This window comes from Burkholderia sp. AU30198 (assembly GCF_020419825.1).
Classification (GTDB): domain Bacteria; phylum Pseudomonadota; class Gammaproteobacteria; order Burkholderiales; family Burkholderiaceae; genus Burkholderia.
On sequence record NZ_JAIZSA010000015.1, the window covers coordinates 22,894 to 38,566 of the forward strand.

Sequence of the window (15,673 nt, forward strand, 5' to 3'; positions counted from 1 at the left end):
ACTTACTGCGTATCCTGCTTCGCGCGCTCGGCGGCCGCGATGATCGCGTCGGCCACGGCCTTCGGCTGGCTCAGCATCGCGACATGGCTGCCGTTCACGCGTGTGACCGTCGCGCCGATCCGCTTCGCCATCGCTTCCTGCAGCTTCGGGTCGATCATCCGGTCCTGCGTCGCGACGACGAACGACGACGGCTTCGCATGCCATGCGGCCTGCGTGACCTTCTCCGAGAGGCAGCCGCCATACCACGGCCCCTGGGTCGCCGCGACGATGCGCTGCTGCGCGGGCGGCAGGTCCGGCGCGAAATCCTGCGCGATCGCCTTGTCCGACAGCGTGGCGAAACCGCCCGCGTCCTTGCGCAGCTCACCGGCCCACGCTGGCGCCGGCAGCCCCTGCGTGACGTCTGCGATCGACTGGCCGTTGTCGGGCGCGAACGCAGCGACGTACACGAGCGATTTCACCTTGTCGTCGTTGCCCGCGTCGCTGATCACGACGCCGGCCCACGAATGGCCGACCAGCACGACCGGCCCGTTCTGCGCGTCGATCGTGCGCTTCGTCGCGGCCGCATCGTCGGCGAGCGAGCTCAGCGGATTCTGCACCGACACCACGTGCAGCCCGCGCGCCTCGAGCAGCGGAATCACGCGGTTCCAGCTCGACCCGTCGGCGAACGCGCCGTGCACGAGCACGACGTTCGTGCCCTTCAGGTCGTCCTGCGGCGCGGCCTGCGCCGCGATCGCACCGAACAGTCCGCCGATCACCGCGGCGGATACCAGAACGCGTTTCGTCAAACCGGCCATCGTCATGCTCCTATCTGTGTCGTGTTATTCAAATGAAGTGCTGCATGGGCGACCGCGCCTCCATGCAGCAGGCGTGGCACCGGATCACGAATGCGCGTACAGGCCGTCCGCGGCGTTCCGTGCGGAACGCGATTGGGCCGTGTCGCGATGGCTGGCCGGCGTCGACGCATCGGCCACGTTGTCGCCTTGCGACTTCGACGGACCGTTCTGGTCGGAACGCGCGACCTGCAACGCGGCGGCGATGTCTTCCGGGTAATGCGGTTCGCTGCGGGCCGGGTTGTAGCCGGCCTGTTCCAGGCGGACGAGTTCGGCGCGCACGTCGGCGCGCGTCAGGCCGTGGCCGGTATCGGCGAACGACAAGGCGGGGATGGCGGCGAGGACGGCAACGGCGAGGAGTCGAGCGGCTTTCATGAGGGTGCTCCTTGAAGGAAGGTAGTCAGTCGATCATTCGGCATCCGATCCAGTTCGTCTGGCATCGAACGTTTCCTGCATGTCGACAGTAGAACCCGCGCACGTATCTGCCATGTTTCCGGAACCGGGGCTTTCTGCATGCCAGTTTGTCAGAAGCGGCCGCGGATACACGGCGATACAAACCCGGCTGCCGCATCGTTCACCGCCCTTTCCGATGAAGTGCTCCGCCAACGCACACCCACCATGAAAAAAGGCGTGCCACGCACGGCACGCCTTTCCGTCAAGCCCATCAAACCCCGCACGTTACGGCGCAAGCCGCGTGAACACGTAGTCGTGATTCCTCACCCGCGCCTGGTGGCACGCAAAGCACGTCTGATGCTGGCCGATATCGGCCGGCACGCCGTTGATGAAGCGCCCGAAGCCCCAGCCGCCCGTCGACGCATAGCGGCGCGAATCCTTCACCATCACCTGCACGGTCGTCGCCTGGCCGGGCACCGTGGCCGGCGCGAACTCGTCGGACTGCTTGCGCTTGTACGCGAGCTTCACGAGGATCGTGCCGTCCGGGAACGGCAGCGTCGCCTGTTCGAGCGCACGGATCGCGACGGGATTGCCGAGCACCACGCGCAGTTCATCGAGGGGGGCGGCTTCTTCGGCCGGCGCGACCATTTCCCACTTCCGGTAGCCGGGCGGAATCGTCACGCCGTAGATCGGCGACGCGGCCGCGGCCGGCTTCGGCTGCTCCGCGAACGCGGCCGGGCCGCTCGCCGACAGCGCACCGGCCAGCAACACGCCCGCGACCAACACACGCCGCGCGCCGCGATGCACGCCGCCCACGCGAGCCCGCCTCACAGATGCTCCACTTGCAGGATCGCATCGGCGAACGCCTGCGGCGCTTCCTGCGGCAGGTTGTGGCCAATCCCGCCGGTGATCGTCCGGTGCTGGTACTTGCCCGTGAACTTCTTCGCGTAAGCGGCCGGTTCCGGATGCGGCGCGCCGTTCGCGTCGCCTTCCATCGTGATCGTCGGCACCGTGATCGCGGGCCCGGCTGCGAGACGCCGTTCGATGTCGTCGTATTGCGCCTCGCCCTTCGCGAGCCCGAGGCGCCAGCGATAGTTGTGGATCACGACGGCCACGTGATCGGGGTTCTGGAACGATGCCGCCGAGCGTGCGTAGGTTTCGTCGGAGAACTGCCACTTCGGTGACGCGAGTTGCCAGATCAGCTTGTTGAACGCGTCGCGATTCGCGGTGTAGCCGAGTTCGCCGCGCTCGGTCGTGAAGTAGAACTGATACCACCACTGGAATTCGGCCTGCGGCGGCAGCGGCTTGCGGTTCGCCTCCTGGCTGCCGATCAGGTAGCCGCTCACCGATACCAGCGCCTTCACGCGCTGCGGCCACAGCGCCGCGATGATGTCGGCCGTGCGCGCGCCCCAGTCGTAGCCGCCGAACACCGCGCGGTCGATCTTCAGCGCGTCCATCAGCGCGACGATGTCGACGGCCGTCACGGCCTGCTGGCCGTTGCGCACCGTGTCGGCCGAGCGGAACGTCGTCGACCCGTAGCCGCGCAGGTACGGCACGATCACGCGATAGCCGGCCGCGACGAGCAGCGGCGCGACTTCCGCATAGCTGTAGATGTCGTATGGCCAGCCGTGCAGCAGGAACACGACGGGGCCGTTCTTCGGCCCGAGGTCCGCATACCCGACGTTGAGCACGCCCGCGTCGATCTGGTGAATCGTGCCCAGCGACGCGACGCCGGCCGAGCGCTTCGTCGCCGGCGCATCGGGCGCCGACTGCGCATGCGCGAGGGCGCTGAAGCCGAGGTCGGCGAGGCTCAGGCTTGCCAGCGTCGTACCGAGGATCAGGCGGCGGCGGGTGTTCACGGTTTCAGGCATGACTCGTTCTCCATTGTCGATCGCTACGGAAGGGGCCCGCGGCACGTGCGGGCACTCGGGAATCGGCGTTCTCGGTGGCGGTGCAGGCACTGCGCCGCCGTGTGAATCGCTTCACCGGATTTATATCCGATCCATCCAGAGGCTTTGTATCCCAACGTATCTGTGTGCGAACACGACACACGACGATTCAAAAAAGGGGCGAAGAACGACGCTTTCGGGCTACCGCAAGGCGCCATCGGCCCCGTGGCGTTGGCGTTGGCGTCGGCGTCGGCGTTGGCGTCGGCGTCGGCGTTGGCGTCGGCGTCGGCGTCGGCGTCGGCACCGAAACAACCCGGCAATCGCGGGCCTATGTTCGCGTCGTGGAAATGTGTGGTCGCCCCCGTCCGTGCCACCGATTGCCCGATTACGGCGATACTCCGGGTATCGGGGCGACAACCCATTCGACTTCAGGTGATCAATTTGACTGACGCCAATGAATCAGGCGCACTCCAGCCAATGGAAGCCGCTCGGCAGCCGCCACTCTGGCTCGCGACAATCTGGACCCTACTCGGGCTTGCGGCGCTGGCGCTCGCAGGATTGTCCGGCTACTCGGCGGGGTACTGCGGGCAGCTCGGTGATGCACTGCTCTGGACCGTGTACCTCGCGGGTTCAGCGGTTCTGATCGCCTTCATCGACTATCCGCACGATGTATTGATCGGACTCGTTGCCTGTATCGTAGTCGCCGCGATCGCCCGGCGTCTTCAATGGTTCAGGGTGACGTGGATAGAATTCCTGGTCGCGCTGACCGTTGTCTTCTTTGCCGCATCGATCGTGATGCGGTTGATGGGTTCACATGGTGCATGCAGCGTTCTGTGAGATGCATGCCATCGCTGCTCGACTGCTGACGTGACGACTACCACTTGATTCGCAAGTGTCAGCATGTTCAAGAACGCGGACCACACAACCCATGACTCGCGCTCACCGTTCAAACCGCGCTTGTGCGCGACACAGTGACCGGCCGCGATATGGCCGGAGCATCTTGCTGCGCGTCCCGACACCGCACCGGCTCCGGCCATGCAAAGCCGTTCACTCCTTCCGATCCGGCAGGATATGCGCACGAATCGAGCGCCCCCGCCACGATATGTGGTCGATCCGCTCGCGCAGCGTGTAGATCGCGACCGACGACAACGTATTGAACCTGAGCAACGCGATGGGGTCGCCAATCCCGGCCGGCACGCGCTCGATCGAATCGAACAGCGGGAATCCATGCCGTTTCAGGAACGCGCCGACTTCGTCGTCGCGTGCGTGTTCTTCGACGTTGACCAGCAGTAGTTCGGCCATGACGGCTCCTTTCCTTGTACGTCCGTCCGTCACCGGATCAACCGGCGCGTATGCTGCGCGATCATCAGCTCTTCGTTGGTCGGGATCACCCACGCCGGTACGCGACTCGACGCCGTCGCGATCAACGGCCCGTCCGTGCGGTTCGCTGCGACGTCGATCTCGACGCCGAGCCAGGCCGCGCGGCGCAGCACGCCTTCGCGAATCGCCGCCGCGTGCTCGCCGATCCCCGCCGTGAAAACGATGGCGTCGATGCCCTCCATCGCGGCGGCAAGCGAACCGAGTTCGCGCGCGATGCGGTAGACGTACAGCTCGATCGCGAAGCGCGCGTGCGGATCGTCGCTCGCGAGCAGGGTGCGCATGTCGCTCGACAGGCCGGACACCCCGAGCAACCCGGAGCGCCGATACAGCAGATCCTCGACGGCGCGCACGTCCATCCCGAGTTCGTCCATCAGGAACAGCACGACGCCCGGATCGAGGTTGCCGCAACGCGTGCCCATCGGCAATCCGTCGACCGCCGTGAACCCCATCGTGCTCGCGACGCTCTTGCCCGCCACGAGCGCACACATGCTTGCGCCGTTGCCGAGGTGGGCGACGACCGTGCGCCCGCGCGCCGCCTGCGGCGCAACGTCGGGCAGCACGCTCGCGATGTATTCGTACGAGAGCCCGTGGAAGCCGTAGCGGCGCACGCCCCGGCTGGTGATCGACTCGGGCAGCGCAAACGCCTGGGACACCGTGGGCTGCGTGCAGTGGAACGCCGTGTCGAAGCAGGCCACCTGCTCGATACCGGGCTGCACCGCTTCGAGGATGCGAATCGGCGTCAGGTTGTGCGGTTGATGCAGCGGCGCGAGCGGCGTGAGTTTTTCCAGCTCGGCGACGATCTCGGGCGTGACGCGGACCGGGCCGCTGAAGCGTTGCCCGCCGTGCACGACGCGATGGCCCACCGCGGCGAGACGGTGCCCTTCCTGGTGATCCTCCAGGAACGCGGCGATCTGCTCGAGCCCTTCGTGATGGCCGAACGTATCGCCGCCGGCCCATTGCCGCTCGTGACGCTCCGCGTGACGGTCGACGGCGCTGAAGTGCGCGGTGGCCGTATACAGGCCGTCGACCTGGCCGTGCACGATCAGCCCGAGCGTGTCGCCCTGCACGTCGAATGCGGAAAACTTGATGCTCGACGAGCCGGCATTCAACACCAGAATCACGTCTGCCATGGCGTCACCCCGCGCGCCTGGCCGCTTCACGCTGCACGTTCGCGACAAGCATCGCGACCGCACAGGAAGCCAGCCGGGTGATCAACGAATCGGCACGACTCGTCAGGATGATCGGCACGCGCGCGCCGAGCACGATCCCCGCCGCGTCCGCGCCGGCCAGGAACGACAGGCTCTTGGCGAGCATGTTGCCGGCTTCGAGATCCGGCACCATCAGCACGTTCGCGTGCCCGGCCACCGGCGAATCGATCTGCTTGATGCGCGCGGCCTCGGGATCGATCGCGTTGTCGAGCGCAAGGGGGCCGTCGACGAGCGCGCCGGTAATCTGCCGCCGGTCCACCATCTTGCACAGCGCGGCGGCTTCGAGCGTCGACGGCACTTTCGGGTTGACCGTCTCCATCGCCGAGAGGATCGCCACGTAGACCTGCGGAAATTCCAGCGCATGCGCCAGATCGATCGCGTTCTGCAGGATGTCGACCTTTTCCTCGAGCGTCGGCGCGATATTGATCGCCGCGTCGGTCACGATCAGCGGATCGGCGTGCGCAGGCACGTCCATCACGAAGCAATGGCTGATGCGCCGGCCCGTGCGCAATCCGGCATCGTGCCGCACCACTTCGGCCATGAGCTCGTCGGTGTGCAGGCTGCCCTTCATCAGCGCGGACGCCCGGCCGTCGCGGACGAGCCGCACTGCTGCCGCTGCCGACGCCTCGCTGTACGGTGCATCGACGATCTCGTGAGCGCGGATCGACAGCCCGAACTCCGCGGCGGTCGCTTCGATACGTGCACGCGGGCCGACCAGGATCGGGTCGATCAGCCCCTTGCGCGCCGCCTCCAGCGCCCCTTCGAGCGAGCTTCGATCGCACGGATGCGCGACGGCGGTCGGCATCGGTGCCAGCGTCTGGCAGTGTTCGATGAGGCGCTGATATTTTTCGTGTCTGTTTTCCATCTCGGTTCCTTGCTGTCCGTCACTGCACACGATCGAGTGCCGCCGCCGGCCCCTTGGCCGGCCGCACGGCAGGCGGCGCACCCAGCACCGCGCGGATGCGCTGCAGGGCCGCCCACTGCTGCTCGCTCACCGACGCGCTTTGCACGCGCGCATCGCCCAGCAGCTTGTCCAGCAACGTCAGCAGCCGCTGGCGATCCTCCGGCCAGGCAAGCAGTGCCGGCAGCGTGGCGACGGCCTGTTGCGGTGCGTAAGTCGCGATGATCTCCTGCTCGCCATAGATGCGCCGCCACTGGTCGGGCGGCAGGTCGGGCAGATACTCGGCGTAGGTTTCCGCGAGTTCGCGCTCGGTTGCAAGCTGCGCCAGCGGAAACGGTTCGCCGCTGCGCTCGAGCAGAAACGCGGCGCGCGCCACCGCTTCGGTGTAGCCGCCCCGGTCGATCGATGCGAGCGCCTCCTTCACGAACGGCAGGTCGCGGGGATCCGTCGCCGCCGGCGAAGCCGCATGACGGTCGCGATACTGCTCCGCGAAATGCAGCATGAAGGGCTCGGTGTACAGCGTGAAAAACAGCGACTCGGTGCCCGCATCGCGCATCGCGCGGAAATAGTCGAGCGACGCGCTGACGATATCGGCGCCACGACGTTCGAGCTTGCGCCACGGCGCGATATCGTCGGCCGGCTGGCGGTGGGCCCGGACCGTGTCGGCGGCCGGCTTCAGCCAGCCGAGCCACGGATTCAGATCCGAAAACGCCCAGCGCTGAAAGCGCAGCGGATGAAAATCGCGCAACAGGCGTGCCGTGGTCTCGTTCGAGGCCTGCTGCACGAACGGCTGCATGAACAGTTCATAGGCGCGCTGCGTGAATTCGGACAGCTCGGCGACAGCCTCGAACGCTTGTTCATCCTTGCGCCCGAAGCGGTTGAAGTGTTGCGCGATCTCTTCGAGACGGTGCTCGGCGAAGGTGACCTCGTAAGCGACCTTCCCGTCGGCGCCTGTCACCTCCTCGATCGACATCGCATAGAGGCCGGGCGCCAGCGTTTCGACGGCATCCAGCACGCTGACGATCTGCGCGTGCTCCTTCTTCGCGACCTTGCCCGACACGAAGATGCCGAGATGCCCCACATCCTCTTCCATCAACCCGATGATGACCTGCCCGCGCGACTTGATCTCCTCCGTGCTGCCGTAGATGTCCGCGACCCAGTTGAACGCCTGCTGCGGCGGCGTGATGTTGTCGCCCATCGACGCGAACAGGATGATCGGCGAGCGGATCTCGCGCAGGTCGAACGCCTTGCCCGCCCCGTCCCGCACTTCGCCGGACCAGAGCTTGTTGCCGATGAACAGGTTGTGCGTGATCCACTCGATCTCTTCGCGGTTCATCAGGTAGTAGCCGCCCCACCAGCGCTCGAACTCGAGGAAGCGCGGCGGCTCGGTGTCGATGTTGTCGTACACGTGGTAGTACTTGTCCCACAACGTGTTCGCCGGGTTCAGGTTCTCGAAGTTCTGCACGAGATAGGCGCCGTCGAACTTGCCGTTGCCCAGGTCCGACGAGAACGACGCGAGCCAGGTGCCGCCGAGCAGGCCGCCGGCATAGCGCATCGGATTGTCGCCGGGCCCGTCGCTCCACGCACCGCTCCAGTACGACATCGGGGCGCCGTTGATGACGATCGGGCCCGTATCGTCCGCCGACGAACTCGCGAGCATCATCGCGGCCCACCCGCCCTGGCAGTTGCCGACGATGGCCGGCTTGAGGCTGTCCGGATGCAGCGCCCGTACTTTCCGGACGAACGCCTGTTCCGCCGCACACACGTCGAGCAGCGTCTGGCCGGGCTCGGGCTCCTGGAAGAACACGACGAAGTACACGGGATGCCCCGCGCGCAACGCCACGCCGACTTGCGAATCGTCCTTGAAGCCGCCGATACCGGGGCCGTGCCCCGCGCGCGGATCGATGATCAGGTAAGGCCGCTTGCCGGCGTCGACGATCACGCCGTCCGGCGGCTGGATGTGAACCAGCGCGTAATTGACGGGCCGTTCGAACTGCCGGCCGTCGAGCACGACTTCGTAGTCGAAATGAAGCACCGGCTTGAGCCCCTGGGCCGTACGCTCGACGTATTGCGTGCCGCGCTCGCGCAACGTGTCCCAGAACAGCAGCGAGCGCTGTACGGCATCGACCGCGTAATGCCACGCGCCCAGCGGCGAGAAAAGCGTGGTCAGGGGGGCGGCGCCCGGGTCGCGGCTGTCGCTGCCGTCGAGTGCTTCGCCTACTCGTTTCCCGACCTGTTCCAGCGCGTGCTGCGTGCGCTTTTGCAGGACGAGGGCAATCTCCGTGGCGATCTCATGACTACGCGCCAGTTGCGTAACAGCATCCATAACACTGTTCTCCAGAGGGCAAGGTCCATCTCGACGCATTCCGGGAGCGGCCGCCTCGCGTCAGCCGAGCACGTGCATCCCTGCGTCGATGTAGTGAACGCCGCCGGTCATCGCCCGTGCGGCATCGCTGGCAAGAAAGGTGCACAGCCCGCCGACGTCGTCGATGTCGAGTGGCCGGCGCAACGGCGCGCGCCGTGCGGTGTCGTCAAGCAGGTGATCGAAATTCGGCAGCCCGGAGGCCGCCCGCGTGGGCAATGCGCCGGGCGAAACCGCATGCACGCGGATGCCGGCCGGCCCCAGTTCGACGGCAAGATAGCGAACGGTGGCCTCCAGCGCCGCCTTGACCGGCCCCATCACGCCGTACTCCGCAATGGCCTGGTCGGCGCCGATATAGGTCATCGCCATCAGGCTTCCGCCGGACGTCATCAACGGCTCGGCAAGCTTCGCCATCCTGATGAACGAGTGGCAGGAGGTATCCATCGCGAGTGCGAACCCGTCCGGCGAACTGTCGACCACCCGCCCGTGCAGATCGGCCTTCGGTGCATAGGCAACGGCATGCAACAGAAAATCGAGGCCGCCCCACTTCTCGCCGATCGTGTCGAACAGCGCGTGCATCTGGTCGGCCCGGCTCACGTCGAGAGGCATCGCGATCGCCGGCTTCAGCTGTTCCAGCAGCGGCTCGACATACGGCAACGCCCGGTCGGATTGCCAGGTCACGGCCAGCTCGGCACCAGCCGCGTGAAAAGCGCGCGCACATCCCCAGGCGATGCTCTGCTCGTTCGCCATGCCGACGACGATTCCCCTTCGGCCTTCAAGCGGTCGCATGCCGTTGCACGGCACGCGTGACTCGCGCACGTCGCTATTCGTCATCGTGAAACCCCGGGTCGTATTTTTTCACGGAGCGAAACTGTGAAAGGGCCGATTGGCCTTTCCGCCGTGAATCATTGTATTAAGGGTTTCAAACCATCAGACCATTCATGCGATATATTTTTGATATTTATCAAAATCGCTTTTGAATCAAATAATTACGATGGAATGTTTCGATCGGGCAGCGCGAATTTCATCGATATGTCATTCAATCGTGCGCGGAAGCGCGTATTGCTTCTGCAGGCAGAAACAAAGTAACCGCTGTTTTCGCGATAAAGCAGAGGCGAACGTAAGCCGCATGACTGCGCCGCCCGCGTTCGCCAATCGTCCTCGCTTACACGCGCCGCAACGGCCGGAACCCGGCACGCACTTCACGCGCAAACAGCGCCGGCTCCTCCCATGCCGCGAAATGCCCGCCCTTGTCGACTTCGTTGAAGTAGATCAGGTTGTGATAACTGCGCTCGGCCCAGCTGCGCGGCGCCTGGTAGATCTCACCCGGAAACACCGTGATCGCGGCCGGCAGCGAGATATCCACCGCATTGAAGTTGTTCGAGTGATCCTCCCAGTAGATCTGCGCGGCGGACGTTGCGGTGTTCGTCAGCCAGTACAGCGAGATGTCGTCGAGAATCTCGTCGCGCGGAATCGAGCGTTCGGGCACACCGCCGCTATACGTCCACTGCGAGATCTTGTCGTACATCCATGCAGCCTGCCCTGAAGGCGAATCGGCGAGCGCATAGCCGACCGTCTGCGGGCGCGTGACCATCATCGCCGAGTAGCCGCAGTTGTCGCGATAGAACGTCGCGAGCTTCTCGTACGCGGCCTTCTCCTTCGGCGACAGCGCAGCCGGTGCGGGCGCATCGGTCGCGAGCAGCGTCGCGATATCCGGCGGCACCGTCGCCGGCATGTTCACGTGTATCCCGGCCAGACCCTGCACGCGCTGCATCGCCATCCTGTGCGAGATCACCGAGCCGCAGTCGCCGCCCTGCGACACGAAGCGCGTATAGCCGAGCCGCGCCATCAGCTCGCCCCACGCGCGCGCGATGTGGTCGGAACCCCAGCCGGTCTGCGTCGGCCGGCCCGAGAAGCCGAAGCCCGGCAACGACGGGACGACGACGTGGAACGCATCGTCCGCGCTCGCGCCATGCGCAGTCGGGTCGGTCAGCGGGCCGATCGCCTTCAGCAACTCGAAGATCGAACCCGGCCAGCCGTGCGTCATGATCATCGGCATCGCGTTCTCGTGCCGCGAACGCACGTGGATGAAATGAATGTCGAGCCCGTCGATTTCCGTGATGAACATCGGGAAACCGTTCAGGCGCGCCTCACCCTTGCGCCAGTCGTAGTCGGTGCCCCAGTAACGCAGCAACGCCTGCATGCGGGCGAGCCGCACGCCTTGCGATTCGTCGGCAACGGTCTCGCGGCCCGGCCAGCGCGTCGCGGCAATGCGGCGGCGCAGGTCGGCCACGGCTTCATCGGGAATGTGCGCGGTGAACGGGCGTATGCCGCTGTTACCGGTCGCCGCATGCAGCGCGGTGGGCAGCATCGCCGAGACCCCGGCGGCCACGGAGGTGGCCAGCAGGTGGCGACGCATCGGGGAAAACGGTGTGGAAGACATCGTTCGGCATCTCCTTTCGTGAAGTGGAAAGTGAACATGCCGCGCGCGGGAAACGCGCCCTCGCTTTCAATCCGGCGCGCCCTCGTCACGCGGCGTCGCCCATTTGAAAGGTCTGATGTATCCCGGATTTGTCTGATTTGTACGCGTTTGTAGCGGCTGCACGGCGAGCGGGCCGGCCTGTGCGGCCGCTCGCCGGTACGACGCTCAGAGCGCCTTGACGATCGCGCCGTCGACGCGAATGTTCTGCCCGGTGATGTAACCGGCACCGTCGGACAGCAGGAACGCAACCGTCTTCGCGATCTCGCCGGTCTTGCCGAAGCGGCCGGCCGGAATGCGTGCGACGATCTCCGGCGTTTCCGGCCAGCTGTCGATGAAGCCGGGCAGCACCGCGTTCATCCGGATGTTCTCGGCCGCATAGCGTTCCGCGTAAAGACGCGTCCACGCGCTCAACGCCGCGCGCAGTGCCGACGAAACGGGCATCGGCTGCTCGGGCGCGTCCGCCGCGAAGCTCGAGATATTGACCACCGCGCCGCCGCCCTGCTTCTGGAAGATCGGCGTCACGCGGCGCATCACGCGCACCACGTTCAGCAGGATCAGGTCGAGCCCCGCGTGCCAGTTGTCGTCGGTGATCGCCAGCAGCTCGCCCTTCGGCGGGTGCCCGGTGTTGTTCACGACCGCATCGATGCGGCCGTAGCGCGCGACCGTTTCCTGCACGAGCCGGTCGATGTCGGCTTCTTCCGTCACCGAGCCCTGGATGCCGAACCCGCCCAGCTCCTCGCCGAGCGCCGCCGCGCTGCCCGACGGCGACATCAGCGCGACGCGATAGCCCGTCGCCGCCAGTTCGCGCGCGATCGCCGCGCCCATGCCTTTGCCCGCCGCCGTGATCAACGCCACTTTTTCTACAGTCACGATTTGCTCCTCGTTCGAATCCTGCCGCCGCGCAGCCGCCGTTCGGCGCGCCATGGTGGTAATGTAGGCGCATCGATGCCGACTGTCGAACCAGTATTTCTGCCTCCAGCCGATAGTTTTTCTACAGCCTGACGATGCCGCCTCGCCCCTCCCGCCTGCCGCCGCTGAATGCGCTTCGCGCGTTCGAAGTGTCCGCGCGGCACCTCAATTTCCGCGCCGCCGCCGACGAGATCGGCGTCACGCAGGGCGCCGTCGCGCAGCAGGTGCGCCACCTCGAGGACGTGCTCGGCCTGAAGCTGTTCGAACGCCTGCCGCGCGGCCTCGCGCTGACGCACGACGGCGCCGCGTATTTCTCCGACGTGCAGCGCGCGCTGCACGCGATCGCCGACGCGACCGACAAGCTCGTGAAGCGGCGCGCCGCGCTGACGATCAGCACGACGCCGTCGTTCGCGTCGAAATGGCTGATCCCGCGGCTCGCGCGATTCACTGACGCGCATCCCGACTACGACGTGCGCGTGATCGCCGATCCGCAGCTCGCGACGTTCCGCCACGACGGCGTCGATCTCGCGATCCGCTACGGCAAGCCGCCGTTCGGCAAGCATCTCGCCACGCATGCGCTGTTTCCGCTCGACGTGTGCGCGGTATGCAGCCCCGCGCTGCTGGCCGCGCCCGCGTCGTCGGGCGCGCTCGCGGGCCAGGTGCTGCTGCACGACGCGCACGACCTGTGGCCCGCATTCCTCGCCGCGATGCCGGAACCCGTCGACATCGATCCGCACAAGGGGCTGCGCTTCAACCAGACGTCGCTCGCGATCGATGCGGCTGTCGCCGGCCAGGGCATCGCGCTCGCGACCGATCCGCTCGTCGAGCGCGACATTGCCGCGGGCAGGCTGTGCAAGCCGTTCGATTTCGCGTTTCCGCTGTCGGTGGGGTTTTATCTCGTGTATCCGGCCGAGCGGCGCGACGACGATGCGATCGTCGTGATGCGCGAGTGGATGATCGCGCAGGCGGTGTCCGACGAACAGCAGGGTCAGGGCGCGATCCAGCGGCCGTCGTAGCCGCCTTCACGCAAGTCGAACACCGCGCGGCGATGGCCGGTGCGCGCGAGTTCGAGCCAGTCGATGCGTGTCGCGGTCACGTGAAGCAGGCAGAAGTTGTCGTAGCCGTCATCCGTAGACGCGGCGCTGTCGACATGCGCGGCTTCAGGCGACTCGACCGGCGTACCCGGTGGCAATGGCGCGCGATACAGCAGCAGCGTATGCGGGCGGCTCGCTTGCCAGATCGCGCGCCGTTGCGCATCGTCGTCGCAGATCGATGCAACACCGTCCACGCGAATCTGCACGAGCGCATCGAGATCGTTGGCGACGAGCGCGATGCGCGGATCGCGGCGCAGCTCCGCGACCTTCTCCGAACGCGCATCGGTATGAAACGACAGCACGCGATCGGCGCGGCTCACCTGCCGCAAGACGATCGTGCGTACCTTTGGCGCGCCGTCGATGCCGAGCGTCGCGGCCTGCAGCATCGTGAACGGCGAGCGCTGCGCGCTCACGCCGGATTCGAGGCAGGACCACAGGCGCTCGTAGGTTTGCGCGAGCGATTCGGACGTTGAGTCAGGCATGACGAAGCGGCGATCGTGCAGGTGGCGATCGCGCAAGCTTAACCGTTTGCGGCGGCAGCGGCACGCACATCACGCGCCGGCCGCTGCTGCCGCGCAGCTCAGTTGTAGCCGAGCACGACCGGTGCCGCGTCGCCGATGTCGGCTGCCGGCTCCGCGCCGAAGCGGCCGAGCACGTCGACCACATACTGCGGCCCTGCGCTGATCTGCGACGAACGGTGCGCAACCGGCCGGTGATCGCCCGCGCCCGGTGCTGCGCCCATCGATACGGTGTCGTTGACGGTGATATTCACGTGGATGTCTCCTCAAGCGGCCAGCGCCGCACCATACGCGCGCACGAGGCGCGCAACGCCTTCCCGGATCGCGTCGACGTCCGGCGCGGCGAACGACAGGCGCAGCGAGGCCGCGTCGACGTTGTCCGCGAAGAATGCCTTGCCCGGCACGAACACGATCTTGTTCGCGATCGCCTGTTGCAGCAGCACGTCCGACGACACTGCGCCGATCCGCGCCCACACGAACATCCCGCCTTCGGGTCGATGGAATTCGATCGCATCGCCAAGACCGTCGCGCAGCGCGTCGCACATCGCATCGCATTTGCGCTGGTAGGCAGCCGTGATGCGCGGCAGATGGCGTTCGAGCGCGCCGTCGGCCAGATATTCGGCGGCGGCCGCCTGCGTCCACGGCGTGCTGCACAGATCGACCGTCTGCTTCGCGATCACGCAGCGCCGCGCGATTTCGGCGGGCGCGATGGTCCAGCCCACGCGCAGCCCAGGCGCGACGATCTTCGACAGGCTCGCGAAATGCACGAGCCAGTCGCGCGCGCCGTCCACTTCATCGGCGAGTGCCAGCATCGACGGCACGGCCTCGCCCGCGAAACGCAGGTCGCCGTACGGATCGTCCTCGACGATCAGGAAACGGTATTGCACGGCGAGACGCAACAGCTTCAGCCTGCGTTCGCGCGTGAGCGTCGCACCCGTCGGGTTCGCGAAGGTCGGCACCGTGTAGAGCAGCTTCGGCTGCGCGATCGCGCCGGACGCGAGCTGCTCGCCGAGACGATCGACGTCGAGACCGTCGCCATCGACCGGAATCGTCACGATGCGCGCCTGCTGCAGACGCATCGCCTGCAGCGTCGCCGGATAAGCCGGCTGCTCGGTCAACACGACATCGCCGGGCGACACCATCACGCGCAGCAGCAGGTCGAGGCCCTGCTGCGAACCGGTCGTGACGAGCAGTTCGGCCGCCGTGCACGCCACGCCGCGGCGCCCCATCAGCGCGATCAGTTGCTGTTTCAGTTCGGCAAGGCCGTCGGTCGGGCCGTATTGCAGGCAGCGAACCGGCTGCGCGTACGCGCGCTCGGCGGCCGCGTTCAGGCCGTCGACGTCGAACAGGTCGCTGGCCGGATAGCCGCCCGCGAAGGAAATCATGCCCGGTTCGGACAGGTACTTGAACAGTTCGCGGATCGGCGAACCGGCGGGATTCTGGAATGAGGGAGTGAACGCGTACATGTCGTCGTGAGCTGGATGGCGCGGACGGCCGGGATAGCCGCCCGATGCCGGCCACCGCGGCGCGTCTGGCGCCACGGCGGTGAAATCGAGCCACGATTGTCGATAGTCATTAAGGCCGCGGCAAACGATATCTATGCACTAGGTCTTGCGGTTTGGTCATCAAATGGCGCGTGGGCGGAGGAAGCGAAACACCGGGTATGCCCACGTTTCGACACCGGATTCCGGGCACGTGTTGCCGGCG

Annotated in this window: 16 protein-coding genes; 2 read left to right on the plus strand and 14 right to left on the minus strand. The window is 66.4% G+C overall.

Going from position 1 to position 15,673, the window contains the following annotated elements:
* Positions 1–2: 2 nt before the first annotated feature.
* The 4 genes from LGN19_RS27970 to LGN19_RS27985 form a co-directional block, all read right to left on the minus strand.
* The gene (locus LGN19_RS27970) at positions 3–794 is read right to left on the minus strand and encodes an alpha/beta fold hydrolase (RefSeq protein WP_226218306.1); all 792 of its coding nucleotides are present in this window, start codon (positions 792–794) and stop codon (positions 3–5) included.
* Between the two features lie 84 nt (positions 795–878).
* Positions 879–1,205 (minus strand): DUF4148 domain-containing protein, encoded by a 327-nt coding sequence (locus LGN19_RS27975; RefSeq protein ID WP_226218308.1) that lies wholly within the window; start codon positions 1,203–1,205, stop codon positions 879–881.
* Between the two features lie 303 nt (positions 1,206–1,508).
* Positions 1,509–2,054, minus strand: a complete 546-nt coding sequence (locus LGN19_RS27980) for a cytochrome P460 family protein (protein ID WP_226218311.1) — start codon at positions 2,052–2,054, stop codon at positions 1,509–1,511.
* A complete protein-coding gene (locus LGN19_RS27985; protein ID WP_175219253.1) occupies positions 2,051–3,094 on the minus strand; it encodes an alpha/beta fold hydrolase in 1,044 nt (347 codons plus the stop codon). Before LGN19_RS27985 ends, LGN19_RS27980 begins: the two co-directional genes overlap by 4 nt.
* A gap of 459 nt (positions 3,095–3,553) precedes the next feature.
* On the opposite strand from LGN19_RS27985, the gene LGN19_RS27990 reads away from it, so the two are divergent.
* Positions 3,554–3,949 carry a hypothetical protein gene (locus tag LGN19_RS27990; RefSeq protein WP_226218314.1) on the plus strand — a complete coding sequence of 132 codons (396 nt, stop codon included), beginning with the start codon at positions 3,554–3,556 and terminating at the stop codon, positions 3,947–3,949.
* A gap of 210 nt (positions 3,950–4,159) precedes the next feature.
* On the opposite strand, the gene LGN19_RS27995 is transcribed toward LGN19_RS27990, so the two are convergent.
* From LGN19_RS27995 to LGN19_RS28025, 7 genes are all read right to left on the minus strand, one after another.
* The gene (locus LGN19_RS27995) at positions 4,160–4,414 is read right to left on the minus strand and encodes an RNA-binding protein (RefSeq protein ID WP_122948831.1); all 255 of its coding nucleotides are present in this window, start codon (positions 4,412–4,414) and stop codon (positions 4,160–4,162) included.
* Positions 4,415–4,443: 29 nt separating this feature from the next.
* On the minus strand, positions 4,444–5,622 hold the full coding sequence (locus LGN19_RS28000; protein ID WP_226218316.1) for an acetate/propionate family kinase: 1,179 nt from the start codon (positions 5,620–5,622) through the stop codon (positions 4,444–4,446).
* 4 nt (positions 5,623–5,626) lie between these two features.
* Positions 5,627–6,565 carry a phosphate acetyltransferase gene (locus LGN19_RS28005; RefSeq protein ID WP_174962061.1) on the minus strand — a complete coding sequence of 313 codons (939 nt, stop codon included), beginning with the start codon at positions 6,563–6,565 and terminating at the stop codon, positions 5,627–5,629.
* Between the two features lie 19 nt (positions 6,566–6,584).
* Positions 6,585–8,927, minus strand: a complete 2,343-nt coding sequence (locus tag LGN19_RS28010) for a DUF3141 domain-containing protein (protein ID WP_226218317.1) — start codon at positions 8,925–8,927, stop codon at positions 6,585–6,587.
* A 60-nt stretch (positions 8,928–8,987) separates the two neighbouring features.
* Positions 8,988–9,797 (minus strand): enoyl-ACP reductase FabI, encoded by an 810-nt coding sequence (fabI, locus tag LGN19_RS28015; protein ID WP_374102081.1) that lies wholly within the window; start codon positions 9,795–9,797, stop codon positions 8,988–8,990.
* Positions 9,798–10,128: 331 nt separating this feature from the next.
* Complete coding sequence (locus LGN19_RS28020; protein ID WP_226218319.1) at positions 10,129–11,406, minus strand: epoxide hydrolase family protein; 1,278 nt, start codon at positions 11,404–11,406, stop codon at positions 10,129–10,131.
* 204 nt (positions 11,407–11,610) lie between these two features.
* Positions 11,611–12,315: an SDR family oxidoreductase gene (locus LGN19_RS28025; protein WP_043205077.1), complete on the minus strand. Its 705-nt coding sequence runs from the start codon at positions 12,313–12,315 to the stop codon at positions 11,611–11,613.
* 134 nt (positions 12,316–12,449) lie between these two features.
* Here LGN19_RS28025 and gcvA point away from each other — a divergent pair, with 134 nt between their 5' ends.
* Entirely contained in the window at positions 12,450–13,370 is a 921-nt protein-coding gene (gene gcvA, locus LGN19_RS28030; RefSeq protein WP_226218320.1) for a transcriptional regulator GcvA, read from the plus strand.
* On the opposite strand, the gene LGN19_RS28035 is transcribed toward gcvA, so the two are convergent.
* The 3 genes from LGN19_RS28035 to LGN19_RS28045 all read right to left on the minus strand — a co-directional run bounded on the left by LGN19_RS28035 (position 13,343) and on the right by LGN19_RS28045 (position 15,432).
* A complete protein-coding gene (locus tag LGN19_RS28035) occupies positions 13,343–13,930 on the minus strand; it encodes a pyridoxamine 5'-phosphate oxidase family protein (RefSeq protein ID WP_226218322.1) in 588 nt (195 codons plus the stop codon). The genes gcvA and LGN19_RS28035 overlap by 28 nt on opposite strands.
* A 98-nt stretch (positions 13,931–14,028) precedes the next feature.
* Complete coding sequence (locus tag LGN19_RS28040) at positions 14,029–14,220, minus strand: hypothetical protein (RefSeq protein WP_226218323.1); 192 nt, start codon at positions 14,218–14,220, stop codon at positions 14,029–14,031.
* A gap of 12 nt (positions 14,221–14,232) precedes the next feature.
* A complete protein-coding gene (locus LGN19_RS28045; RefSeq protein WP_174962051.1) occupies positions 14,233–15,432 on the minus strand; it encodes a PLP-dependent aminotransferase family protein in 1,200 nt (399 codons plus the stop codon).
* Positions 15,433–15,673 lie beyond the last annotated feature (241 nt).

What these genes read in the sequence shown, in the direction of transcription:
- LGN19_RS27975 (WP_226218308.1), bottom strand. Translation starts at nt 1,205, where the DNA reads ATGAAAGCCGCTCGACTCCTCGCCGTTGCCGTCCTCGCCGCCATCCCC.
- fabI (WP_374102081.1), bottom strand. Translation starts at nt 9,797, where the DNA reads ATGACGAATAGCGACGTGCGCGAGTCACGCGTGCCGTGCAACGGCATG.
- LGN19_RS28020 (WP_226218319.1), bottom strand. Translation starts at nt 11,406, where the DNA reads ATGTCTTCCACACCGTTTTCCCCGATGCGTCGCCACCTGCTGGCCACC.
- LGN19_RS27995 (WP_122948831.1), bottom strand. Translation starts at nt 4,414, where the DNA reads ATGGCCGAACTACTGCTGGTCAACGTCGAAGAACACGCACGCGACGAC.
- LGN19_RS28005 (WP_174962061.1), bottom strand. Translation starts at nt 6,565, where the DNA reads ATGGAAAACAGACACGAAAAATATCAGCGCCTCATCGAACACTGCCAG.
- LGN19_RS28000 (WP_226218316.1), bottom strand. Translation starts at nt 5,622, where the DNA reads ATGGCAGACGTGATTCTGGTGTTGAATGCCGGCTCGTCGAGCATCAAG.
- LGN19_RS28010 (WP_226218317.1), bottom strand. Translation starts at nt 8,927, where the DNA reads ATGGATGCTGTTACGCAACTGGCGCGTAGTCATGAGATCGCCACGGAG.
- LGN19_RS27985 (WP_175219253.1), bottom strand. Translation starts at nt 3,094, where the DNA reads ATGCCTGAAACCGTGAACACCCGCCGCCGCCTGATCCTCGGTACGACG.
- LGN19_RS27970 (WP_226218306.1), bottom strand. Translation starts at nt 794, where the DNA reads ATGGCCGGTTTGACGAAACGCGTTCTGGTATCCGCCGCGGTGATCGGC.
- gcvA (WP_226218320.1), top strand. Translation starts at nt 12,450, where the DNA reads ATGCCGCCTCGCCCCTCCCGCCTGCCGCCGCTGAATGCGCTTCGCGCG.
- LGN19_RS28045 (WP_174962051.1), bottom strand. Translation starts at nt 15,432, where the DNA reads ATGTACGCGTTCACTCCCTCATTCCAGAATCCCGCCGGTTCGCCGATC.
- LGN19_RS28035 (WP_226218322.1), bottom strand. Translation starts at nt 13,930, where the DNA reads ATGCCTGACTCAACGTCCGAATCGCTCGCGCAAACCTACGAGCGCCTG.